The organism is Spirosoma sp. KCTC 42546 (assembly GCF_006965485.1).
In the GTDB taxonomy this organism is placed as follows: Bacteria; Bacteroidota; Bacteroidia; order Cytophagales; family Spirosomataceae; genus Spirosoma.
Genome location: NZ_CP041360.1, coordinates 40,715 through 65,261, shown reverse-complemented (window position 1 = coordinate 65,261; position 24,547 = coordinate 40,715). Strand labels below are relative to the sequence as shown.

Genomic DNA, 24,547 nt, shown 5'->3' with positions numbered 1-24,547 from the left:
GCTCAGACTTGTATTCGGGGCATTTTTTATGGGTAAATTGCAAGATAATCTGCTTATTCTGCCACCGTAAAACGGCATAACCCTATTCATGAAACCAACCTCTCGAAATGGCGTCTGGCTCTTACCCGTCGCATTTCTATTTGTACTTTCAGCCTGTCGCGAGAAACCCCTTTTCGAGCGACTCGATTCTTCTGAAACAGGCATCACGTTCGCTAATACCATAACTGATAGCGATACGCTAAATATTCTCAATTACCAATATATCTATAATGGTGGGGGCGTTGGGGTTGGTGATTTTAATGGGGACAAAAAACCGGACGTATTCTTTGCCGGAAATCAGGTTTCGAACAAACTCTATATCAACGAAACTGAATCGGCCACGAGCAAACTGCATTTTAAAGACGTTACGGAATCTGCCGGTGTAGGGGGCGGGGGACGCTGGTGTTCTGGCGTATCAATAGTTGACATCAATGCTGATGGCAAGCTGGATGTGTATATATCAACCACACTCCAGAAAAAGGCGACCCAACGAACCAACTTATTATATGTCAATCAGGGAAATGATGCCGATGGCGCTCCCAAATTCCGCGAAATGGCCGCCGATTATGGCATTGCCGATACTACATTTTCGACTCACTCCGCCTTTTTTGATTACGACAACGATGGCGACCTGGACCTGTACGTATTGGTTGATCAGATTGCCGATCCAAAAAATCCGAATAACCTGCGTGCTCGAGTAGATGACGGTACATCACCTAACACGGACCGGCTCTATCGCAACGACTTTGATCCAAAACGTGGTCACGCCTTCTTTACCGACGTAACCAAGCAGGCAGGCACAGTGGCAGAGGGATTTGGGCTAGGCATAAACATCTGCGATATCAACCGCGATGGTTGGAAAGATATTTACGTGACCAATGACTTCGCCAGTAGTGATGTGCTATACGTCAATAACCACGATGGTACGTTCACAAACCGCGCTCACGAGTCGTTTAAGCATACCAGTTCATCAGCCATGGGAAATGACGTGGCCGATATTAACGGCGATGGCCTGGCCGACATAATTGCGGTAGATATGCTTCCTGAGGATAATCTTCGTAAAAAGAGCCTCATGGGCCCCAGCAGTTATTTTGCCTATCAGGAATGGGACCGCCTGGGGTATGAGCATCAGTATGCCCGTAATACATTGCAACTCAATCAAGGAGTCCGGCCCACAGATACATCGCATGCTGGCATGCCCATTTTCAGTGAAATCAGCATGCTGGCGGGTGTAGCCGAAACCGAATGGAGCTGGTCGCCCTTGTTAGCCGATTTTGACCACGATGGGTATCGGGATTTGATGATTACTAACGGCTTCCCGCGCGATGTAACAGATCGGGATTTTACGAACTACTACAGTTCCGTGAATACCTATCTGACAGACGCACTCCGTAAAGAATTAACCGCAAAAATTCCCCAGGTAAAGGTTAGTGACTATGCCTATCGGAATCGGGGCAATGCGGGCGGCCCGGCCTTCGAGAATGTAACAGACCTCTGGGGCCTAAGCGAACCAAATTTTGCGAATGGTGCCGCCTACGCGGATTTCGATGGCGATGGTGATCTGGATTATATTGTCAATAATATCGACGATGAGGCTTTTGTCTATCGAAATACGCTGACGGATAAAAAATCCGAACAGTCGCATTATCTGCGTATCCAGTTTCAGGGCGACGGAGCTAATATTATGGGGCTTGGTGCCCTTGTGGAATATGAGCTGCCCGATGGCCGAAAAGAGTTTTATGAACATACGCCTTACCGGGGCTTTTTATCGAGCGTTGAGCCCATTGCTCATTTTGGTTTAGGGAAAGTTACCAGTATCAAAAGCCTGAAAGTAACCTGGCCCGGTGGTCGGATTCAGATTATCCCGAACGTTAAGGCCGATCAGACAATCATCGTCAAAGCAGTTGACGCCAAACCCGGTGAAGCAAACGAAGCCATTCCAACGTACAAAACGTTGCTGAAGGATGTAACGGCTGATTTGGGCATCACCTATCGACACGAAGAAACAGACATTATTGATTTTAACCTGCAAAAAACCTTATTGCACAAACTAACGGAATACGGCCCAGCCCTGGCTACCGGCGATGTAAACGGTGATGGCCTGGTGGATATGGTTGTTGGTGGGAGTTCCAAATATTCAACAGAAGCGCTGTTGCAGCAACCCAACGGGCATTTTGTACTCAAACCATTGCCCACTAAACTGTCTGAAGATGCCGGACTCCTGCTATTCGATGCCGATGCGGATGGAGATTTAGATTTATATGCCGTCAGTGGAAGCACCGAATTCCCAGCCGATCAATTAGAGCAGGCATTACGCCATCGACTTTACGTGAATGATGGGAAAGGCAATTTTACGCTGGACCCAAATGCATTGCCTCCGTTCCGGGTCAATGGTTCCTGTGTAAAAGCCGCCGACTTCGATAAGGACGGTGACCTCGATTTATTTGTTGGCGGGCGTGTTGAGCCCTATAAATATCCAATGGGCGTACCCAGCTTTCTGCTTCGAAATGATAGCCAGAAAGGGAAGCCACGTTTTACAGATGTAACGGCTCAACTGGCCCCAACGCTCGCCAAAAGCGGCCTAACCTGCGACGCGCTCTGGACGGATTATGATAACGACGGTTATGTTGATTTACTACTAGCCAGCGAATGGGCGCCCTTAACGATGCTTCGGAATGAAAAGGGCCATTTCCAGCCACTCGGCAATAGCGGGTTGACCGATAAACTAGGGTTCTGGAACTCGTTGACACCCGGTGATTTCGATAATGACGGCGATGTGGATTATCTGGCGGGAAATATGGGACAGAACACCCTGCTCCGGGCCACTACTGAACACCCTGTACGGATTTATGCAGGCGACTTCGATAATAACGGATTCTACGACGCTTTCCCGACGGTCTATTTCAAAAATGCCAAAGGCCAGTACGAAGAATACCCCTACTTCGGTTGGGACGATATGGTGAAGCAAATGATCGGCATTAAGAAACGATATATTAAGTACGGCCCATTCGGTGAAGCAACCATAAGCCAGATTTTAACCGAAGACGAGCGAAACCAGGCATTGAAACTTACGGCCACGTATACAATGAGTAGCTATATCGAAAATAAAGGGAATGGCAAGTTTGAGGTTCGCCCATTGCCGATCATGGCACAAACAGCCCCCGTATTCGGTATGCTTGCTCAGGACGTAGATGGGGATGGCAATCTGGATGCCATTCTGGTTGGCAATGAGCACGGAAGCGATATGGTTGCCGGGCGTATGGATGCCTTCAATGGCCTGGTGCTAAAAGGCGACGGGAAAGGTGGCTTTTCAGCACTCACGATTGACCAAACTGGCTTCTATGTACCGGGTAATGCCAAAGCATTGGCTAGTTTACCGAATGCTCAAGGGCGTTGCCGATTAGCCGTCACCGAAAACCGGGGACCACTCCGTGTATTTTCGGTGGAACAACCACAAACATTTACACCTGTAGATGCCCGCACAACCGTCGTTAGTATTCGGTTGAAAAATGGGCGTACCCGCCGGGAAGAGATTCCCTTCGGCACGTCGTTTTATGGGCAGTCTGCTCGTGGTGTGTGGTTGCTGCCGGGAGAAGTAATCGTAAAAAAATAAGAAGGGCTGATCTTTAACCTTGAAGCTGTTTACACTTTTTTGTCATCCCGACGCCAGGAGGGATCTCAAGCTTAACTAACACAGAAGCTTGAGATCCCTCCTGGCGTCGGGATGACAAAAAAGCAGCCTAGATTTTTCTATAAAGGAAAAAGTTTAAACAACTGACCTTTACTTAATGCTCTTCATGATGATGCTCGCCTTCTTTGTCTTCTCCGGGCGGCACCTGAATCTGCGCCTGTAATCCTTTAGCCCAATCAGTTACAAGTTTTGCTTCTTCAGGCTTGAGTTTGGCATCATGGTGAATCCAGAGGTATGAGTCTAAAGGCATTTCGCCTTCTGAGATCGTCTCGCCTATTTCTTCCAGCTTATGACGAGCCCGCTTAGGTGTATAGGTTGCAAACTCCGAAAAGTTGAGCTCACCCTTACCTTCGTCAACATGGTGATTGAGAAACCAAGCGACCGGCTGGATGTTATCGTACCACGGATAAACGGTATTGTTGGAATGGCAATCGAAACAGGACCGTTTGAGAACGGCATGCACATCGGCAGGAACAGCATATTTCGTCGTGATGTCGTTTGCCGATACGCCTGTTGACTGGTTCTTTTCAGGCCGTATAAATTGAATCACGACCAGAACAACCAGTAGAGCGAGAAGAATTTTACGGAACATCCAGGTAAGAAAGATAAGTTAGGAATGGGCTAAATATAGACTATTTACCCCTAATCATCCACTTCGGCCTTACTCTAACGATTGCATCAGCGCCTGCGCCTTTCGGATGTTTGCGTTCAAGCGATCCGTTTCAACCAGGCCATCACGAAGCCGAACAATACGGTGGGCATATTCAGCGATATCCTCTTCGTGAGTTACCATAATTACAGTATTGCCTTTACTGTGTATCTGGTCGAAGAGATCCATGATTTCATAAGACGTTTTCGTATCGAGGTTACCCGTTGGCTCATCGGCGAGCAGAATGCTGGGGTCATTAACCAACGCACGGGCCACAGCCACACGCTGACGTTGCCCACCGGAAAGCTCATTCGGCCGGTGACCAGCCCGATTCTCCAGACCAACGTTTTTGAGTGCCAGCATCGCTTTCTCGGTACGATCCGCTTTGCTGTAGCCCGCATAAATGAGTGGCAAGGCTACGTTTTCGAGCGATGTTTGTCGGGGCAACAGGTTAAAGGTCTGGAAGACGAAGCCTATTTCTTTATTCCGAACTTCGGCCAGTTCGTTTTCGCCCATACTACTCACATCCTGATTATTCAGAATATACTGGCCCGACGTAGGCGAATCCAGGCAACCAACAATATTCATCAGCGTTGATTTACCCGACCCCGATGGTCCCATAAATGCAACGTATTCTCCTTTTTTAATGCTGATCGTAATTGACTTAAGGGCATCAACTACTTCGGTACCCATTACGTAGCGTTTGGCAATATTGCGCGTTTCTATAATATTCATAACAGGTTGTCTAGTAGGCTTATGTGGTTGCAGCTATAGCTCCTGCGGCTATCCGGCGACGGCGCTGAAAATAATTTCGGATGAATAATCCGGTTAAAATAATGATATCAACAGTAGCTGTGGACTGCTCATCCTCATTCACGCTAATATCGCCAGCTTCTTTAAAAAATTGGCGGGTTAAGTCATAACTGACCAATTCTTTTTCAGGTGAGCCGTCGGGGGCTTCGCGGATCATGTCCCACTCCCGCATAAGCATATTAGGGCGTTTCCAGAGGTAGCTTTCACCTGATGTCAGTTTAAGTTCAGCCCGTTTTCCGAAACTAAATGCAATATGCCCAATAATCTGGTTGCCGGCATTCAGGTCGTGAATATTGACCGAATGAATAAGAAAACCGGTTACGTCAAATCGCAGGCGGGTACTATTCAGATAAGCCTCTACATCACGACTCAATACATCACGATGCATACCACCTACTACCTGACCTTGCTGCATAATCCTCAGGTCGCGGCTGAAGGCTTCTTTGAGCCAATTTAATTTCCGGTCCATAGCTTAGGGTTGATTAACAAAGCTACTTCATTGCAGAAATTTCTCCTTATTCTTTTCGATTGACGCTAGTTTTTCCTGATAAGTCAACTGAAATGCCTGATAATCGGCGGGTGTAGTAGCAGCTCGAAGTCGGAACAGGCCACTTTCGGCGTAGTCGAACAGGCTTAAATCCAGACACAAGTTGACGTACATTTTTAGGAGTTCGGCATTATCGTCATTATAAAATAAAGCCTTTAAAACCAGATCGTAAGCCTGTTTTGTCTGTTTCTGTTGCCGGTCTAATTGAGCGGTTGCTGTAACCAGCCTGGCGGCCAGCGGAGCTTGTTGAAGGGCACTTAGATAACTCTGCTTCGCCTGGGCAATTCGATGAGTTCGTTCATAGGTTTGTCCCAGCCAATAGTCACGATCAGCCTGATGTTGGGGCAGAATCATCTTCTTTGCCATTGTTTCTGCCGAACCAACACTGCGTCGAAAAGCAGATAGTCGAATAGCCGCAACAGTTCGTAAAGACATGGCCACTGGACTTACCTGCTTTGAGTCAGGTAAGCCAGACAGGACTAGCTGCGCATTGCGCCACTGTAAATGGTCGAGAAAATCGTTGGCCAAGGCTACACCCGCTACTGTCTTTAGACTAGGCTCCTGAATCGTTTCCCAATAGGCACCCCGATTGGGGTCATCAAGTCGATAGGTAGCATAGAAGGCTTTTTCCAGATCCGATTCGGGTTTATGTTCCTGATAAAGTACTTGCTTCAACGCGGCTACGGCGGGATCGTTTTTAGCTGCGGTTTCCCATAATCCCTGCGCAATAGCCAGATCATTGGCTTTCGTGTAGGCAACAGCCCGGTAGTAAATGGACGTTGTATCCGAATTATACCCAAACGTTTCGGCGGCTTTATGGTATAAGCCTTGCTCTAGTAACCACAAACCAGCAACAGACCGGTAAGGCGACCCGTTTTGCTGATTGCCCTCAGCCAACTGCCCCATCAGGCCAAACGCATCCGAATGGTTATGTCGTTTATACTCGACAACGGCACGGGCTAACAACAGATCATCGGTAAAGTCCTGGTTCGCTGGATTTTCTGAGAGGTTTCGGAACAGGTTTGTTTCTGTGCTATCGGCTTGTTGAGTTGCTAGTGCATAATTATACAAACTGGCAAAACGCCCTACACTTAACCCCTGATTTACGGCTTCGCCAGATAACCAGGTTGGTTTTTGCGCCTGTGCGGTATCTCGGTTAGCCACAATCCGCAACACCAATGCATTTGCCTGATAGGATTCGTACGATGATTCGGTTGCACTAGTAGCCAGGGTCGAATCAGCGGCTAATACGTTTGGGTTGCGGGCATAAAACGCCAACAAATTCGACTCCGGCACTTCGGTACGATCGGCAGTAGCCGTTGCCGATTTGAAATAATAATAGGCCGAATCGGCAACGCTGGTGCGGGCGTAGAGATAACCCAGGTTATTCTGCAATTCGCCACTGTTCGGAAACGCCCGAATACCGCGTTGCAACGCCTTGACAGCCTCGAAAAACAAGTCTGTTTTTAAGTATGTCTGGCTCAAACCGGCATAGTCCTGCGGGCTGGGCTGTTTCAGAAGTGCCTGCTGGAAGTAAAAAGCAGCCGCCGTCTGGTTATTTTGCGCCAGCGCCAGCGAGGCTAGTCCGTAATTGGATTTATGATTCTGAAACTCCTGCTCCAGTGCAAGTTGATAAAACGCATTGGCCGACGTGGGCTCGTTGCTGGCTATATAATAGTCACCTAACCCGTTGTAATACCCCGCTATTGACTGCCGAACGGTAATTAGCCCACCTGAAGCAAATAAAGCGATTACGCCAACCACACCAACAATTCGGAATAAACTTAATTCGAGCCGTTTAGGCTTGTAAAGAATCCGATAAACCGGCAGGTTCTGTTGGTAAATAGGTAGAAAATTAATAACTACATAGGCCATAAAACATACGCCCACCGCCAAATGCGTATAAGTAATCACATCTTCGAATACCTCCACCAAGGGGTCATTTGCCGTAGCGAACGCATACGTGATGGTAAGCGTCGTAAGCAAAGCCAAACCGGTATATAAATAAGCCCCCGAATCCCGAAATGAGAATGCTTCCTGCTGCTGAACCAACCGACGAAATCCCCAAATACCCAGCGTTACCGAAACCAGATAAAGAATGAACGGGCTAACGGCCAGCACATCCCAATCAATATATTTCGTGTTTTTGAGCCAGACAAGGGCCAGATTAATCAGGTATAAAAAGCTAACAAATAAGAAATTATTGATACCTAATGTCCGACGAGAATTTACTGGCGTCTTACCCTCCTCCGAACGTCCGGCAGAGGTTAGCCAGACTAAACCGGCTACAATTTCTGTGGCAATGAAAAAGATAAAACCACTGCCCAACACGAGCAACACGGGCATGCCATAACTGACCACGATCAAGGCGGGAAACCGCATGGGCGATAGGCTATCCAGTCCAATGGCTGCACTAATCGTCATCAGGCCAAAAACACATAGGCGAACGGGGATTGGATAATCGGGCCGGAAGGCGTGGAAATAATAGCTTACTGATCCAAACAAAAAGGCCAGTAATAAAAACAGGTAATTACTGCCCAGCCCCGGAACCTCCAGCATTTCCCAGCGAAAAAAGGCCAGTCCAAGAATAAGAATGGCCATACTGATTAAATACCGGATTCGGTCGAAGCGGGTAATAGCACTAATCAGCAATACGAAAGCGACACAAATACCTACTAAAAAAGCCGTAGCCATACCTGGCCGAACCTGCATAGCCGACGCCACAAATTGTTCGGAGACGGCATAGGCTTTCCCGTTTACGGCATAATCGAGAAGTCCGTCGGAGAACGAATGAAGAATAACCGGCAATTCGTTCAGTTCACTCAGCACGTCCCAGCGAACAACATTACCTAGCCCTCGTGCCCATGCAATGATGAACAAAAAGGCGCTGATCAGTAAGGCACTAAAGCTAATCAGATAGGTCAGTCGGTAAGGTCGACTCCAGCTTTTCCAGAAAAATAAGAATGACATGAAAGAGAAACGTAGTAAACAGGAGGTTAGTGCCTGTGTTTACTGTTGCCCTCCGCTAATCCCGGATGCAAAAGGCACTAAATCGGTATTGGCCAGACAGGGGCTCGACAATAGCTTTGCATCGAGTGGAGTACGCCACCGCAATACACCGCTGGTTGCATTGAGACAGTATAAACTGGTATCCTGACTACCCAAATAGACAAAGCCATTGTATACAACTGCACTTGAGCTAATAATCCCACCCGTACTGTATTTCCAACGGAGCGTACCCGTACTGGCCTCGAGTGAATAGAAGGTTTTATCTTCACTGCCAATGTAAACGATGCCATTGACAACGGCCGCACTAGCCGTTAATCGTCCGCCCGTACTGTATTTCCAGCGGAGCGTACCTGTACTGGCGTCCAGCGCGTAAAATGTTTTGTCTTCGCTACCGATATAGACAATGCCATCAACAACCGTAGGGCTGGATGTGACCAGGCCGCCTGTGCTGAATTTCCACTTAATTGCCCCTGTAGCTACATCCAGTGCATACAGGTTGTAATCGTTAGTACCAATGTAAACCAACCCACCAACCACCGCCGGACTGGACGTAATCTTGTCGCCGGCACCGAATTTCCAGCGCTGACTTCCCGTAGCCGCATTAAGTGCATACAGAGTCTGGTCTTTACTCCCAAAATACACCGATCCGTTAACCACTACTGGACTAGAGGAAACTCCACCAGCTGTGCCAAACTTCCAGCGTAAGGCACCCGTTACTACATCCAGCGCATATAAATTCTGGTCTTCACTACCCGCAAATACCAGTGTCCCCGAAGCCACCGGGCTCGATAGAATGCTATTACCCGTACTGAATTTCCAGCGTTGGTCGCCTGTTTGGGCGTCAAAGGCATAGAGGTTTCCGTTTTCACTTCCTGTAAATGCAATACCAGCCGCTACAAAAGCGCTGGATGTAATTGACGACCCTGTAGACACCCGCCATTTAATAGCACCCGTCCCCCCATCGACTGCAAAGAAGTTACCCACTCCGTTGCCGATATACACAAGCGTGCCTCCATTGGCTATTGTGCTGGCTACGCTGACCGTAACGATATAAGACTGGGTAGTACTGTTCATTCCTGTAACGGTGTACGAAACAGGTTTACTAAAGTTCTGAGCAGCACTTGGTGCCGGGGTTATAACCGCGTTGGATGATAGTGTTATGCTGGGCAAAAGTTTGGTTAAGTCCGTTCCAACAGGCACAGTTGCCCTAACGGTATGAACGACTGAGTCAACAACGCCTGTAACGGGTGGGGTAAGACTAGCAAATACGAATGCTTCAATAGACTTACCTGTGCTGACTGGTAGCGTATCGACCGAATTTTTACAAGCTACAACAAGTAGAGAGAAGCCAATCAGTTGCAGGCATGAGTTCAATACATTTCGGAACATAACCAATGTAGAGTTATCAGTAGTAAATAGGCGTAAAAGCCGGGCATGTTAGCTATCCGGCATTTGCTTACTGAGACGTCTATTTTGTAGATCTGTCTCTTACCCGATCATTTCTTATACTTGACTAGATCGACAATGATAGGTAACCTCAACTACTAATTCAGAACATTAATAATGCCAAAGTAACTTTTATAGATTTAATGAATCAAAAGAAGTACATCCAAGAAATTCAGCAGGAATACTTATTTTATACCTCTGGCAGAGCATGCGAGCTTTAAAGTCTTAGTTTTTGCTAAACTTCATCTGTAAGTAATTGTATTTTTTTACTACAATGTTCCTCCTGTTCCACAATCTAGTGCATTTAGGCACTTTCACTGAACAATATAAAGATCATTATACACCTCTCCGACTTATTAGGCTCGCCCCGTCATCCTGGTCAGGTTCAATAGTCTTTCAGCCACCCTATTCGTTAATTGACCGGGTTGCAAACGCCACTGCCAGCTCCGGCCCCCTAAACCAGGTGTATTCATCCGATGCGTTTCATCCAGATTTAGAATATCCTGAACGGGCATAATGGCCAACCTTGCCACCGACTGCATGGTTAGGCGGCAAATCTGATCGACTACATTCTTATCCGTGATTTTAAACCCCAGATAGTCATTCATTCGCAGTCGGTGAATCTCATCCGATTCATGAAACCAACCTAATGTTGTATTATTATCATGCGTGCCGGAATACACCACAAAATTCTCGGTATGGTTATGGACGGCATGGGTCGAGGTTGGCATGTCGTGCCCGAACCCGAATTGCACAACACGCATGCCGGGAATGCCATAGTGACGTAGATAAGGCTGTATTTCAGCGGCTTTGGCCCCTAAATCTTCGGCAATAATAGGTAACTGAACAAACTGCCGGTGCATGGCGTGCATAAACGCTTCGATGGGCGCTTTTACCCACTCCCCTACTTTAGCAGTTGGCTCATTGGCTGGAATTTCCCAATACACCGCGAAACCAAGAAAATGATCTAGTCGGGTCAGGCTATAGAGCGACATTTGATGTCGTAAGCGATGCATCCACCAGGCAAATCCAGTGCGTTCGTGTTCAGCCCAGTCATAAATTGGATTACCCCAGCGCTGACCATATTCGCTAAAATAATCGGGCGGTGCACCAGCGACAAATAGAGGTTGAAGATTTGCATCCAGCTTGAACAACGTTGGATTAGCCCAGACATCGGCACTATTGAACTGAATGTAAATGGGAATATCGCCCATCAGATGGATCTTTTTTCCGTAACAGTAAGCGGTTAACTCGTTCCACTGACGCATGAAAAAGTACTGTAGCACTTTGATAACCTCAATCCGGTCATGCAGCAGTTCGGTCTGGCGAGCTAACGCAGCGGGCTCACGACGGACGAGTTCTTCAGGCCAGCGCACCCAGGTCGGTTCGCCGGTAGACTCTTGCAAGGCAGAGAAAAGGGCGTAATCAATTAGCCAATCGGCCTGCCAGGCACAAAAACGGTCATAATCACTACGCTGGGCAGGAGCCGCATCACGCAGAAATGTTTCTGCCGCCTGTTGCAAAAGGGGGCGCTTTTTTATCCAGGCCGCGTGCATTGTATTCGGTGCCAGTACAAGTGGTCCGGCCAGGATGGTGTTACCCGATACACTAGGCGGTTCTGTCACGGTTACGTCATGAACCGGCTGTTCATTAAATACGTCCAGGTCATGCTGACTGAGTAAATTCTCCCCGACCAACTTCTCCAGACTGATCATCAGGATGTTTCCTGCAAAAGCCGATGGACTGCTATAAGGTGAAAACCCGGAACCAGGATCAACGGGTGTGAGCGGAAGGATTTGCCAGTATGTTTGTCCGGATGCTTCCAGAAAATCGGCGAAACGGTAGGCTTCTGGACCTAAATCACCTACACCGTGTGCAGAAGGCAATGATGTAATATGAAGCAATAAGCCACTTGAGCGTTGTTGGAGCATAAAAAAGAGTCGTTGAGTCAGCGTCGATAGTCACTACGTCGCTAGTCGATAGCTATTCGATTAGTTGAATAGCAACCATTTATTAATCACGCCCAACTAACGACTGTTGACTATCGACTTGTTTTTGTACAAATCCGCTCTAGGCTATTTTTGTTTAGCTTTTCACGTAAAAAGCTAACTGCCAAACCTATTTCGTTATGAATCAACAGGAAAATGACTACGTTGTTCCTTGACCTTACGCTGTTTTTCTCCTACTTTTGCAGTCCCAAACAATGGGCAACATTTCAATAAAGAAATACCACATACAAATGAGTAAGGCAACGGCAGTCAATACGGGTAAGATTACGCAAATAATCGGGCCGGTCGTGGACGTGAGTTTCGAGGGCGAAGGTTCCCGGATTCCCGCCATTCTGGACGCCCTCAAAGTAACAAAATCCAATGGCCAGACGGTCATTCTGGAGGTTCAGCAACACCTCGGCGAAGACCGTGTACGCGCAATTGCGATGGATTCGACCGACGGGCTGTATCGCGGCTTAGATGTTATTGACCTTCGTGCTCAAATTACCATGCCAACCGGCGAAGGCATCCGGGGTCGTTTGTTCAACGTTGTTGGCGATGCTATCGACGGTATTCCACAGCCAAAGACAACCGGTACTGGCCTGCCCATTCACCGGGCTGCCCCTAAATTTGAAGACCTCGCTACCTCAACCGAAGTACTGTTCACAGGTATCAAAGTAATTGACCTGCTGGAGCCTTACGCGAAAGGTGGTAAAATCGGTCTCTTCGGTGGCGCCGGTGTAGGTAAAACCGTATTGATTCAGGAATTGATCAACAATATCGCGAAGGCCTATTCGGGTCTGTCAGTATTTGCTGGCGTGGGCGAACGTACCCGCGAAGGAAATGACTTGCTTCGCGAAATGATCGAAGCCGGTATTATTAAATACGGCGACGCATTTAAACATTCGATGGAAGAAGGTGGCTGGGATCTGACCAAAGTAGATTTGGAAGAGATGACCAAAAGCCAGGCTACTTTCGTATTCGGACAGATGAACGAGCCCCCAGGAGCACGTGCTCGGGTAGCCCTGTCGGGTCTGACCATTGCTGAACACTTCCGCGATGGCGACGGTGAAGGCGCTGGTCGTGACATTCTGTTCTTCGTTGATAACATTTTCCGCTTTACCCAAGCAGGTTCTGAGGTATCGGCTCTGTTAGGTCGGATGCCATCAGCCGTGGGTTACCAGCCTACGCTGGCTACCGAAATGGGTGTCATGCAGGAGCGGATCACCTCAACCAAACGGGGTTCGATCACATCGGTACAGGCCGTTTACGTACCTGCCGATGACTTGACTGACCCGGCTCCGGCTACGACATTTGCTCACTTAGATGCTACGACGGTATTAAGCCGGAAAATTTCCGAGCTGGGTATCTATCCTGCGGTTGACCCTCTTGATTCGACCTCGCGGATTCTATCTGCCGAAATCCTGGGTGATGAGCACTACAACACAGCTCAACGTGTGAAAGAGATTCTGCAACGCTACAAAGAATTGCAGGATATCATCGCCATTCTGGGTCTGGAAGAACTTTCTGAAGAAGATAAACTGGTTGTAAGCCGCGCTCGTCGTGTGCAACGCTTCCTGTCGCAGCCGTTCTTTGTGGCTGAACAGTTCACCGGTTTGAAAGGCGTTCTGGTACCGATTGAAGATACCATCAAAGGCTTCAATCTGATCATCGACGGTAAGTATGACCACCTACCCGAAGCAGCGTTCAACCTAGTTGGCACCATTGAAGATGCCGTTGCGAAGGGAGAAAAAATGCTGAAAGAAGCGGGTCAATAAGCGCTATTTCTGGTTTCCAGACTACGATTTAATGGTTTATTAACCGTATTCTGGAAACCAACACTCCTTCCTCAAGTCTGATAGTTCGATACTAAACGCACTTAGTTTTATGAAAACGATTCGATTGAGAGTAGGAATAGCCCTTGTGTCATTCAGCTTAGCGACAACAGTGGCTACATCGGCCCAGGTTACAACACCCGAAGTTCCAGCAATCCCCACAAAACCTATTGTAGGGGGCGCTATTAAGGACTCGACGGTGATGCCAGGTGCATCGGCCACGACTGTGCAGGATGGCTCTGTCACTTCCCATTTGGATAATGCGGTAGCTGCTCTTGACAAAGGCGATAAAGCAACCACGACGCAGGAACTGAAAACAGGCATTGCGGGTCTGGAAGCCGAAGCACAGGCGAAGCCAACTTCATTTAAGGATAAAGTACTAGCCCAGGCAAGTAAACTGAAAGCGTTGCTTCCCTTAATTCCAACCGGTGCTTTGGGAAGTGGTGCTTTAGGGAAAGCCGTTAGCTTAGCCAAACTTGCCTCAGGTGGCAATCAACTTGAAGGTATTCTGGCTGCGGGTTCATTACTGGGCAAAGGCAGTCAACTCACGAGTGGCCTGAGCGGTATTAGCGGTGCCTTGTCGTCGCTTGGCGGAGGAACTCAATCGACAGGCCAATCGCTGGTGTCGACAGCACTGGCAAGCGTTGGCAAACTGGACCAGGGTGGCTTAGTTGCGAAAGCAGCTGAACCTGCCGCAAAGACTCAAATTAGCAGCGTTCTTAATTTTGTAAAAGGAGCCTTGTAAACAAATGAATAATGTACAATGAATAATATAGATTACAAATTCATTATACATTAACCATTATTCATTGTACATTATCATGACATTAGATATTATCACTCCCGACCGTAAGGTTTTTTCTGGCGAAGCCAGTGCGGTTACGTTTCCAGGTAGCGAAGGACAGTTTCAGGTTCTGAACAACCACGCACCCCTGGTGAGCACGTTAGATAAAGGAAAACTTATCGTGCAAACGGCATCCGGTGAACAAACCTTCATCGTTGACGGTGGCGTCGTTGAAGTACTCCAGAACAAAGTACTGGTGCTTGCCGAAGCCGTAGTTGTTTAAACTAGTCTAGCCATTGATTTAAGAGCGATTCACTTAGTAAGTGAACCGCTTTTTTATTGGCCGTTTTCGTTTTCCTGCTTTCTTTGTTATTTCTCTTACTTCATCATGGCTACCAAACCGTTTATCGTCGGTATTACCGGCGGCAGTGCTTCGGGTAAAACGTCTTTTTTGAAAGGCGTCCTGAGTGCCTTCTCCGACGATCAGATCTGCCTGATTTCGCAGGATAATTATTACCTCAGCCGCGACGTAATTCCAGTGGATGACCAGGGTATTCATAACTTCGATTTACCCGAAACCATTGACCATCATCTCTACGCTAAACATATCGGGCAACTCCATAATGGGGAGATTGTTACGCAAAAAGAGTACACGTTCAATAATCCGGCCATTGTACCCAGGATGTTGACGTTTAAGCCTGCACCAATCATCATTGTTGAAGGAATTTTCGTTTTTCACTTCCGGGAGTTGGCCGATCAGATGGATCTGAAAATTTTCATCGACGCCAAGAATAGCATCAAACTCGAACGACGGGTTAAGCGCGATGCCGAAGAACGTGGTTATGATCTGGATGATGTGATGTATCGCTGGAAATACCACGTCAAGCCAACCTACCGGCAGTTTATCAAACCCTACCGTGCCGAAGCCGATATTGTAATTCCGAATAACCATCACTACCAGAGAGGTCTGGATGTAGTTATTGAGTTTTTGAAGACTAAGGTGTAAGAAAGGGGAGAAAAGGGAGGAGGGGGAGTAAAGGGAGAAGGTATTTTCCATCCTCCCTTTACTCCCTCTCCTCCCCTTTCTCCCTTTTACACATCAATCACTACTCCATCGCTTTCCGGGTAGCCCGTACAGGTAAGTACCCAGCCTTCGGCAAGGTCTCGCTCGGTTAACACGTCATTGATTGTCATATGGATACTACCTGATACGCAACGGGCCACACAGGTAGAGCATCGTCCACCCCGGCAACTGTACGGTAAATGGATGCCTTCGTCCAATGCCGCCTGCAAAATGGATTTATAGGCTGGCACCTGAATTTCGACCTCACGACCTTTAAAACGGAGCAGCACACTTCGATCCTGCGCAGAAGTCGGTGGTGGGGTTAACACAACAGGCTCGACCACAAAATTCTCCCGCCGAATCTGGTCGAGTCGAAATCCGCTGAACACTAGTGTAAATTGTGCCATGCGCATATAATCTCCCGGTCCGCAGATATAAAAATGGACTGATTCCGGATCTGATGCGCCCACCAACGTCGGTAGCAGCCGTTCGAGCATCACGTTATTTAGCCGCCCCCGCAAGCCATTCCAATCTTCAGCCGGATTACTTAGTAAATACAAAATCCGAAAGCGATCAGGAAATTGGCGTTGCAGTTCATCTAGCTCTTCCCGGAAAATAATAGTCCGCTCATTGGGGCTACTATAAAGTAAGGTTAAGCTACGAGTAGAGGTTGTCAATAAAACCTGCTTCGCCAGCGCAAACAAAGGAGTTATCCCACTCCCAGCCCCCAAAAGCACGACATCACCAGCCTCATGTTCATCGAATGTAAATCGCCCGGCAGGATGTAAGCTGGTCAGAATATCTCCAACGCGTAAGGTATCAAGCAGGAAGCGGGAAATCTCCCCATTTTGAACCCGCTTAATGGTGATACGGAGGGCTTCTGCAGGAATAGAACTAATGGAGTAAGATCGGCGAACTTCATGCCCGTTATGCAACAGGATTACGGTCAGAAACTGTCCGGCAGTGTAGGAAACGGGTTGTTCATCCAGCGGTTCGAGAAAATAGCTATTGGCTTCGGCGGTTTCAGGAACAATGCGAATAATGCGTAGCTGAAGAAAATCGTCGGTCATAAACAGGTTTGCTTTATGTCAAAACTAACCAATTAAGGCCTGTTGTTTGAAAGCCCAATCGATTTCCTGAAATTCGGCCAGTCGGAAGGACATCCCTGTCTGTGAGCTAGGTTCATCCAATATAGGCTAAAGTTATCTAGTGACATTTTGTTCGTATTCGTTGTTACCTATAAAACCACCTGTCAATACCCTCAATGGAAGCACTCCTGGAAGAAGTTCAACGCGTTGGTTATGTCAATAAACCAGTCGCTGAAGACATAGATTTAGTGGCCGAAATTAACAGGCTGAAAAAAGAAAAAAATGCGGTTATCCTGGCTCACTATTATGTAGATGGAGCCATTCAGGACATTGCCGATTACATTGGCGACAGTCTGGGGTTGTCGCAGCAGGCAGCCGCTACCCCCGCCGATATGATTGTGTTCTGCGGGGTACATTTTATGGGCGAAACGGCAAAAGTACTTTCACCCGAGAAAAAGGTAGTTATTCCCGACCTGAATGCGGGTTGTTCACTCGCAGACTCAGCCCCGGCCGATAAATTCGCGGAATTCAAAGCGCAGTATCCCGATCATATCGTCCTGTCGTATATTAATTGCTCGGCTGAAATCAAGGCGCTGTCTGATATTATTGTTACCTCGTCGAACGCGCTGAAGATCGTTGAAAGCCTGCCGAAGGATCAGAAAATCATCTTCGCCCCGGATGCGAACCTTGGCCGTTTCGTTTCGAAGAAAACCGGTCGTGACATGGTACTGTGGGATGGTGCCTGCATTGTCCACATCGATATTTCGCTGGAAAAGCTGCACAAACTACGAATTGAGTACCCCGAAGCCAAGTTCATTGCCCATCCCGAATGCCAGGAGCATATTTTAAGTGAAGCCGATTATGTGGGTTCTACAACCGCGTTGCTCAAATATGTAGTCGATAGTCCCGAGCAGACGTTTATCGTTGGTACCGAAGCGGGTATTCTGCACAAGATGAAGCAGGCCGTTCCGCACAAGAAAATAATTCCAGCGCCCGCTAGTCAGAATAATACCTGCGCCTGCTCAGAGTGTCCGTACATGAAAATGAATACGATGGAGAAGGTATATAACGCCATGCTCTACGAACAACCGGAGATTATTGTACCGGAAGATGTGCGATTGAAGGCCTATGAATCTGTGGCGAGAATGCTGGAATTGAGCAAGTAACAATTAAAATTATGCAACAGATTATTTTGCAACCCCAAACACCCGATGAGCTACACTTAGTGAAGCAGTTTGCCAAAGTGATGAAGATTAAGGCGACAACTCTAAAAGAGACCCCCAAAGCACGAAAGAAAAGGGAGATTTTAGACAGTATTGAACGAGGTTTAGCTGAAATAAAACTTCATCAGGAAGGAAAGATTACGCTTAAATCAGCCCGCGAGGTACTCGATGAGCTATAAGGTGATTTTTACATCTGACGGCCTGCGTGACACCAAAAAACTAAGGAAGAAGTATCCTTCTTTCAAAAATGATTTAGAGAAACTTATCGAGTCCCTACAGGAAGAACCACAGTAAGGCGAATCCCTTGGCAAAGATTGCTATAAAGTTCGCTTAGCAATATCCAGTAAAAATAAAGGCAAACGTGGGGGAGCCAGAATCATAACGTGTGTTAAAATAGTTAACGAGATTGTTTATCTAGTTGCACTATATGATAAAAGCGAAACTGACACTATTGCCGAAAGTGACTTAAACGATCGACTTCTGAATATCCCTGAATAATGCCCCATCAATTCGATTTTCTGGTTATCGGCTCCGGCATTGCGGGCCTGAGTTACGCCACCAAGCTGGCGATGCATTTTGAGAAACTACAACAGAATGTAAAAATTGGTGTAATCACCAAAGTGCAGGCCGAAGAAACCAACACCAAATACGCTCAGGGCGGTATTGCAGCGGTCTGGTCGGAAGGTGATTCATTTGAAAAACATATCGATGATACAATGGTAGCAGGCGACTTCCTGAGCGACCGTCATATTGTCGAAATCGTTGTGCGCGAGGCCCCCGGTCGTATTCAGGAGTTGATTGACTACGGCACCCGTTTCGATAAGGAACATGGTGGTACCGATTATGACCTTGCGAAAGAAGGCGGCCACTCCGATTTCCGGATTCTGCACTTTAAAGACATAACTGGGGCCGAAATTGAACGGGCGTTACTCGAAAAGGCAAACTCGCTGAAATCTATTGAGATTTTTACGCATTTCTACGCTGTTGAACTCATCACGCGTCACCAACTCGGCGAAACTGTTCACCGATACGACGCTGATAATAAGTGCTTTGGAGCTTATGTACTGAATACCCGAACAGGTGAGGTTGAGCAGTTTTTAGCCAAAACGACACTGCTGGCAACGGGGGGAATTGGGAACATCTACCAAAATACAACCAACCCGAACATTGCTACCGGCGACGGCATTGCGATGGCATACCGAGCTAAGGGTATAGGGAAAGATATGGAGTTCATCCAGTTCCACCCAACGGCGCTGTATGAGCCAGGCAAAAAGCCCAACTTCCTGATTTCAGAAGCGGTACGCGGATTTGGGGGTGTACTCCGTACGCGCAAAGGTGAGACGTTCATGGAAAACTACGACCCCCGCCTATCGCTGGCCCCGCGCGACATTGTGGCCCGCGCCATCGACTCCGAAATGAAAAAAGCGGGCGATCCCCACGTTTACTTAGACGTGACCCATTGTGATTATGAACGTTTTGTCGAACACTTTCCAAACATAACCGCTTACTGTCGCGATCATTTAGGCCTGGATTTACGAAAAGATTATATTCCAGTTGTGCCTGCCCAACACTACCTCTGCGGAGGTGTTCGGGTAAACGAGTGGGGCCAAACGAATATTCAGTTCCTGTACGCGGTCGGCGAATGTTCCTGTACGGGTCTGCACGGAGCCAATCGGCTAGCGTCCAATTCACTCCTCGAAGCTGTTGTATTTGGCCATCGTGCCTACGAGAAAACGGTTGAGCTACTCGATCAGGCCGTGATGCCCGAGAACATTCCAGCCTGGAACGATGCAGGCACCACTCACCCCGAAGAGTTGGTTCTGGTAACCGAAATGAAGAAAGAACTGGAGTCGATCATGTCGAACTACGTCGGTATTGTACGTACGAACCGGCGTTTGAAGCGGGCAATGGACCGGCTTGAATTGATTTATTTAGAACACGAAGAACTCTATCGCCAGTCGAAAGTATCGGTTCCCATTTGCGAACTCCGCAACATGATTGAAGTTGCTTATCTGGTGATTAAGATGGCTATGGCCCGGCGGGAGAACAGCGGCCTGCATTTTAATCTGGATAATGTAAAGTAGGCCTATGTAATCCAGTCAAACTTGCTGAACGGATTTTATAAACACGCGGAAGGTTGCGCGAGAATAAGTAGCTTTACCCGCAAGAATCCGAGATAGTATCCCTGCCCGAATAACACCGTAAAGCTGTTATTCGGGCATTATTCGGAAGAATAAGCCTTACTGCCATGAATCAGCAAGACATTATCGACTTCATCAATCAAAGCGACAGTCCCAAAATTAAATATGCCTTTACCGATATTGATGGAGTCCTGCGCGGAAAGATCATTCACCGACAGAAATTCCTGGATGGATTAACCGATGGCTTCGGTTTTTGTGACGTTGTTTGGGGGTGGGATTCCTCCGATACACCTTACGATAATGGCAAAACAACGGGCTGGCAGTCGGGCTATCCTGACGCGCCCGTCAGGCTTGATGTTTCCACCTTTCGTCAGCTTCCCTGGGAAGATAACATTCCCTTTTTTCTGGCTGATTTTAGTCCTGCCTCAAATGCCGAACCAAGCAATTACGCCTTAGCCGCTTGCCCACGCAGCCTGCTCAAACGCATTGCCAGCCAGTGTCAGGAACTGGGCTTTCATGCTGAATTTGCGCAGGAATTCGAGTGGTTCAATTTTCGCGAAACGCCCCAAAGTCTGCTAGAAAAAGACTTTCGTAAGCTGGAGCCGCTAACGCCCGGCATGTTCGGGTATTCTATCCTACGCCCTTCCATCGAAAGTGCCTTTTACCACGATCTATTCGATTTGCTGGCTCAGTTCGATATACCGCTCGAAGGTCTTCATACCGAAACCGGGCCGGGGGTGTATGAAGCAGCAATCATGCATGATGAGGTTGTCCGGGCGGCTGATAAGGCAACTTTGTTTAAAACAGCCGTGAAGGAAATTGCCTATCGACACGGGGTCGTGGCTACATTCATGGCCAAATGGAATGCTGAACTACCCGGTTGTAGCGGTCATATTCACCAAAGTCTCTGGAATCCAGAACAGACGCAGAATCTGTTTTACGATCCAGCTAAGCCTAATAACATGAGCGAGTTGATGCGTCAGTTCATAGCTGGCCAGCTCTACTGTTTACCGCACATTACGCCGATGTTCGCGCCGACGATTAATAGCTATAAACGCCTGGTTGAAGGTGCCTGGGCACCTACTACCTTAACCTGGTCAGTAGATAATCGCACAACTGCCCTTCGCGTGTTGAACCATAAAGAAGCCTATACACGAGTGGAACACCGCGTATCGGGGTCGGACACAAATCCTTATCTGGCGATAGCTGCATCGTTGGCTTCGGGCTTATACGGTATTCGGCATAAACTAACGCTCGATATCCCGGCTTCGGTTGGGAATGGGTACGCCGATAAGCGCAACGGAATTTTACCAACAAATCTGGATGAAGCCACACGGGCAATGGCCAATTCGCCAGTAGCCGCCGAACTGTTTGGCCCTGAATTTGTTGACCATTTCACGCGCACCCGCGATTGGGAATGGCGACAATACATTCGTCAGGTTAGCGACTGGGAACTGAAACGATATTTTGAAATTATTTAAAGAGTTTTCAGTTTACGGTCTATTGTTTACAGCTACGCGAAGCGCGGGGCCGCTCTTGTGGTCAATACGTCCGCCAACCATAAACAATGAACCGTAAACTGACAACCGTAGCATATGCGTCTTGTTGATTATCCTACCATCATAAAAAAAGCCTGGGCGGAGTTTGATGGGTCTGTACAAATTCAGACTATTGAAGACATTAGTGCACGGGTTTCCACTAATCACGTCTTCAAAGTTACGTTTGAAGATGGCGAGCATATTATTGCCAAACTGTCTTACTTCGGCAAGTATGAGCACTTTCTGGAAGACCATCGTATTATTCATGCTTTGGCTAACAACCTGCTCTATCCGTTTGAGAATGTACTGGCAAAGTCGCTGGTGCGGGATGGACAGGTTTATACCTACCGACAGAAAGACAGCTTTGTCGATGCGTGGGTGGTATTTTATAACCCAATTCGAATTCAGTTAAAACTCCCCCGCCGGTTAGAAGAACATCATATTCAGATGCTGGGGCGGCAAATAGCGAAGTTTCATAAAGCATGCTCGCGTGTGAGTACGGTGCTTCCTAAATCGTCAAAAACACTACGTTCGGATGTTTGGGATCTGCTTGATTTGTTAGAGACCGAAGTTGGCCAGTTTGAGCATCGGTTGCATATCGATGAATTAAAACGCCAGTGTGAATTATTTCTGACAAACCGCCAGAAACTCGTAGCAGGCACCGTCGAAACCATGCCCGTCTTCGTCGATTGGAACATCGGCAACTTTTCGGTCACGCAGAATCTGGAACTCTACTCACGTTGGGATTACGACTGGTTCCGAATCAGTTATCGGGTTCTGGATTTCTACTTTTTCAGTCGGGTGGTTTCCAATGCTGGCGATCGAACGGTATTTAGCTATGTCATCGGCCCGTTGATGGAAGACCGCTTCCTGCTGTTTTTAAAAGAATACCATAAGGTATTCCCGCTTACCGAAAACGAGATTCGGTTCTTGCCCGAAGCCTATCGCTTTTTTATACTCAACTACGTCATTAAATACGGTCGTTATTTCTTCCACCGCACTTACGCGATCAAGTTGCAACGCGAGGCCTACGAGATTTACTTCCCGTCTATTGAACAGTTCGACGCAGACAAAATCCTGCGGGCGCTAGGAATATAGGTTTCCCAGAAATGACTTTAGCCTACGCAAGGCGTCAAAGTACCATCCTAAGCATTGGGCATACTGCTTAATGATGACTAATTTGTACGACTTGCCATTATTACTCAGGGAGATTCAGAAAGGCAGCGAATCAGCCTTCAGGGAATTCTATGACCAAACCAAAAGTCGCGTATTTACGCTAGCCCTGGGCTACGTCCGTAATCGGGAAGATGCGGAAGAAATCACGCAGGACGTATTTGTAGAGGTGTTTCGGTCGGCAGGCACATTCAAAGGCGACGCTAGCGTAACAACCTGGCTCTACCGCATTGCCGTCAATAAATCGCTGGATTTTTTGAAACACCAGAAACGGCAAAAGCGGTTTGCTTTCTTTACCAGCCTGTTCGACACGTCTACCGGCGAACTCCTCCACCAACCCACCGACTTTTTCCATCCTGGTATTGCGCTCGAAAACCAGGAACAGGCTGCTATCCTCTTCCGAGCGGTTGGCAAACTCCCCGATAAGCAAAAGACAGCCTATCTACTAACAAAGGTCGAGGGATTGAACAATATTGAAACAGCTGGCGTAATGGCTGTAAGTGTTGGGGCCGTTGAATCACTTTTGCAACGGGCTACCGAAAATTTAAAAAAACAATTAGCTGGTTTATATAAAACTCTACAGAATCCGTAGGAATCCTCAACACCTGTCGTCTCAATCAGTATGGAACCTAAAGAAGATAAATGGATAAACGATGTACTTGGCAGTTTAAATAATGTTCAACGAGCAGAACCAAGTCCGTTTCTATTCGCAAAAATTCGGAATCGACTTCATACAGAACCACCTAAGGCTTATGTATCGATGCGCGTAGTGTGGGGTATGGCCGTTTCGTTTGTTCTGCTGCTGGCCCTTAATTGGCAAGTGATCAGCCGATTTGTCCGTCCTGAGGCAACTAATGCAACCGATTTAGGTACGGTTGTTTCAGCTATGCAGCTTTATCCAGCCAATAACCAACTCTACGGCCTATGGAGCGGACAAAACTACTAACGATTGCCGTTATCGGCCTTTTTCTGCTCAATCTTATAACGATCGGTTTTCTGTTACTCAAACCTAATCGGCCACCTCATCCTGGTGGCCCTGGCGGTGCAGAAGAACCCGCTACGGTAATTATCGGGCGCCTTCGCTTCGACGCAGGTCAGCAAAAGGTATATCGTGGATTAATAACGAACCATCAGGAACAAACCCGAGCACTCAATGAGGAAATGGTGCAGTTGTATCGCGATTATTATGGCTTATTGGCAATGAGTCCGCCAGATTCAGCACGGGCGAATACATTAAGTCAGCAGATTGCGAATAATCAGCGAGCACAGGCGCAGCTCAATTTCACTCATTTCAAGCAAATCAAAGCCCTTTGCCGGCCTGACCAACAGGGTGATTTCACCGAATTGGCCAAGGATTTGGCCCGTTTATTTGGTCGTCAGCAACGCCCCCCAAGGCGGAGTCCAGATGGACCACCCGAAGGTCGCCCAGATGAATCACCTGAGAATTTACCACCCCATCCCTAGCTTTCAGGAAATCTTATTGGCTTCGAACCTGCCTAACCTTTCTAAAACCGGCCAGA

20 protein-coding genes are annotated in these 24,547 nt (G+C 47.7%); 13 read left to right on the top strand and 7 right to left on the bottom strand.

The genetic code is table 11. The features are described from left to right. Positions 1–88 precede the first annotated feature (88 nt). Positions 89–3,652, top strand: a complete 3,564-nt coding sequence (locus tag EXU85_RS00275; protein WP_142770165.1) for a VCBS repeat-containing protein — start codon at positions 89–91, stop codon at positions 3,650–3,652. Positions 3,653–3,824: 172 nt separating this feature from the next. Here the strand turns inward: EXU85_RS00275 and EXU85_RS00270 are convergent, their stop codons facing one another. The 6 genes from EXU85_RS00270 to malQ all read right to left on the bottom strand — a co-directional run bounded on the left by EXU85_RS00270 (position 3,825) and on the right by malQ (position 12,125). Then, a complete protein-coding gene (locus EXU85_RS00270) occupies positions 3,825–4,322 on the bottom strand; it encodes a heme-binding domain-containing protein (RefSeq protein ID WP_142770164.1) in 498 nt (165 codons plus the stop codon). 69 nt (positions 4,323–4,391) lie between these two features. Beyond that, a complete protein-coding gene (locus EXU85_RS00265) occupies positions 4,392–5,114 on the bottom strand; it encodes an ABC transporter ATP-binding protein (protein WP_142770163.1) in 723 nt (240 codons plus the stop codon). Positions 5,115–5,133: 19 nt separating this feature from the next. After that, positions 5,134–5,661, bottom strand: coding sequence for a hypothetical protein (locus EXU85_RS00260; protein WP_142770162.1), 528 nt, complete (start codon positions 5,659–5,661; stop codon positions 5,134–5,136). Between the two features lie 27 nt (positions 5,662–5,688). Beyond that, complete coding sequence (locus EXU85_RS00255; RefSeq protein WP_142770161.1) at positions 5,689–8,709, bottom strand: hypothetical protein; 3,021 nt, start codon at positions 8,707–8,709, stop codon at positions 5,689–5,691. 39 nt (positions 8,710–8,748) lie between these two features. Continuing rightward, complete coding sequence (locus tag EXU85_RS00250; RefSeq protein WP_142770160.1) at positions 8,749–10,137, bottom strand: PQQ-binding-like beta-propeller repeat protein; 1,389 nt, start codon at positions 10,135–10,137, stop codon at positions 8,749–8,751. Between the two features lie 413 nt (positions 10,138–10,550). After that, complete coding sequence (gene malQ, locus EXU85_RS00245) at positions 10,551–12,125, bottom strand: 4-alpha-glucanotransferase (RefSeq protein WP_142770159.1); 1,575 nt, start codon at positions 12,123–12,125, stop codon at positions 10,551–10,553. Between the two features lie 308 nt (positions 12,126–12,433). Here malQ and atpD point away from each other — a divergent pair, with 308 nt between their 5' ends. From atpD to udk, 4 genes are all read left to right on the top strand, one after another. Further along, positions 12,434–13,960 carry a F0F1 ATP synthase subunit beta gene (atpD, locus tag EXU85_RS00240; RefSeq protein ID WP_111346116.1) on the top strand — a complete coding sequence of 509 codons (1,527 nt, stop codon included), beginning with the start codon at positions 12,434–12,436 and terminating at the stop codon, positions 13,958–13,960. 109 nt (positions 13,961–14,069) lie between these two features. Next, complete coding sequence (locus tag EXU85_RS00235; protein WP_142770158.1) at positions 14,070–14,762, top strand: hypothetical protein; 693 nt, start codon at positions 14,070–14,072, stop codon at positions 14,760–14,762. 76 nt (positions 14,763–14,838) lie between these two features. Further along, positions 14,839–15,084 carry an ATP synthase F1 subunit epsilon gene (gene atpC, locus EXU85_RS00230; RefSeq protein ID WP_142770157.1) on the top strand — a complete coding sequence of 82 codons (246 nt, stop codon included), beginning with the start codon at positions 14,839–14,841 and terminating at the stop codon, positions 15,082–15,084. 105 nt (positions 15,085–15,189) lie between these two features. Further along, positions 15,190–15,807, top strand: a complete 618-nt coding sequence (gene udk, locus EXU85_RS00225; protein ID WP_142770156.1) for a uridine kinase — start codon at positions 15,190–15,192, stop codon at positions 15,805–15,807. An 86-nt stretch (positions 15,808–15,893) separates the two neighbouring features. On the opposite strand, the gene EXU85_RS00220 is transcribed toward udk, so the two are convergent. After that, on the bottom strand, positions 15,894–16,934 hold the full coding sequence (locus EXU85_RS00220; protein ID WP_142770155.1) for a ferredoxin--NADP reductase: 1,041 nt from the start codon (positions 16,932–16,934) through the stop codon (positions 15,894–15,896). A gap of 194 nt (positions 16,935–17,128) precedes the next feature. On the opposite strand from EXU85_RS00220, the gene nadA reads away from it, so the two are divergent. The 8 genes from nadA (at position 17,129) to EXU85_RS00175 (ending at position 24,491) form a co-directional block, all read left to right on the top strand. Further along, complete coding sequence (nadA, locus tag EXU85_RS00215) at positions 17,129–18,118, top strand: quinolinate synthase NadA (RefSeq protein ID WP_142770154.1); 990 nt, start codon at positions 17,129–17,131, stop codon at positions 18,116–18,118. Positions 18,119–18,129: 11 nt separating this feature from the next. Continuing rightward, positions 18,130–18,354 (top strand): hypothetical protein, encoded by a 225-nt coding sequence (locus EXU85_RS00210; protein WP_142770153.1) that lies wholly within the window; start codon positions 18,130–18,132, stop codon positions 18,352–18,354. A 318-nt stretch (positions 18,355–18,672) separates the two neighbouring features. Next, a complete protein-coding gene (gene nadB / locus EXU85_RS00200) occupies positions 18,673–20,259 on the top strand; it encodes an L-aspartate oxidase (RefSeq protein ID WP_142770152.1) in 1,587 nt (528 codons plus the stop codon). Positions 20,260–20,423: 164 nt separating this feature from the next. Then, positions 20,424–21,797, top strand: coding sequence for a glutamine synthetase family protein (locus EXU85_RS00195; protein WP_142770151.1), 1,374 nt, complete (start codon positions 20,424–20,426; stop codon positions 21,795–21,797). Positions 21,798–21,911: 114 nt separating this feature from the next. Then, positions 21,912–22,952: a hypothetical protein gene (locus tag EXU85_RS00190; RefSeq protein WP_142770150.1), complete on the top strand. Its 1,041-nt coding sequence runs from the start codon at positions 21,912–21,914 to the stop codon at positions 22,950–22,952. Positions 22,953–23,022: 70 nt separating this feature from the next. Further along, positions 23,023–23,619 carry an RNA polymerase sigma factor gene (locus tag EXU85_RS00185; protein ID WP_246859376.1) on the top strand — a complete coding sequence of 199 codons (597 nt, stop codon included), beginning with the start codon at positions 23,023–23,025 and terminating at the stop codon, positions 23,617–23,619. A gap of 30 nt (positions 23,620–23,649) precedes the next feature. Continuing rightward, positions 23,650–23,973, top strand: a complete 324-nt coding sequence (locus EXU85_RS00180; protein WP_142770149.1) for a hypothetical protein — start codon at positions 23,650–23,652, stop codon at positions 23,971–23,973. Then, positions 23,952–24,491: a periplasmic heavy metal sensor gene (locus EXU85_RS00175; protein WP_142770148.1), complete on the top strand. Its 540-nt coding sequence runs from the start codon at positions 23,952–23,954 to the stop codon at positions 24,489–24,491. The genes EXU85_RS00180 and EXU85_RS00175 overlap by 22 nt, the downstream gene beginning before the upstream one ends. The last annotated feature ends 56 nt before the right edge of the window (positions 24,492–24,547 follow it).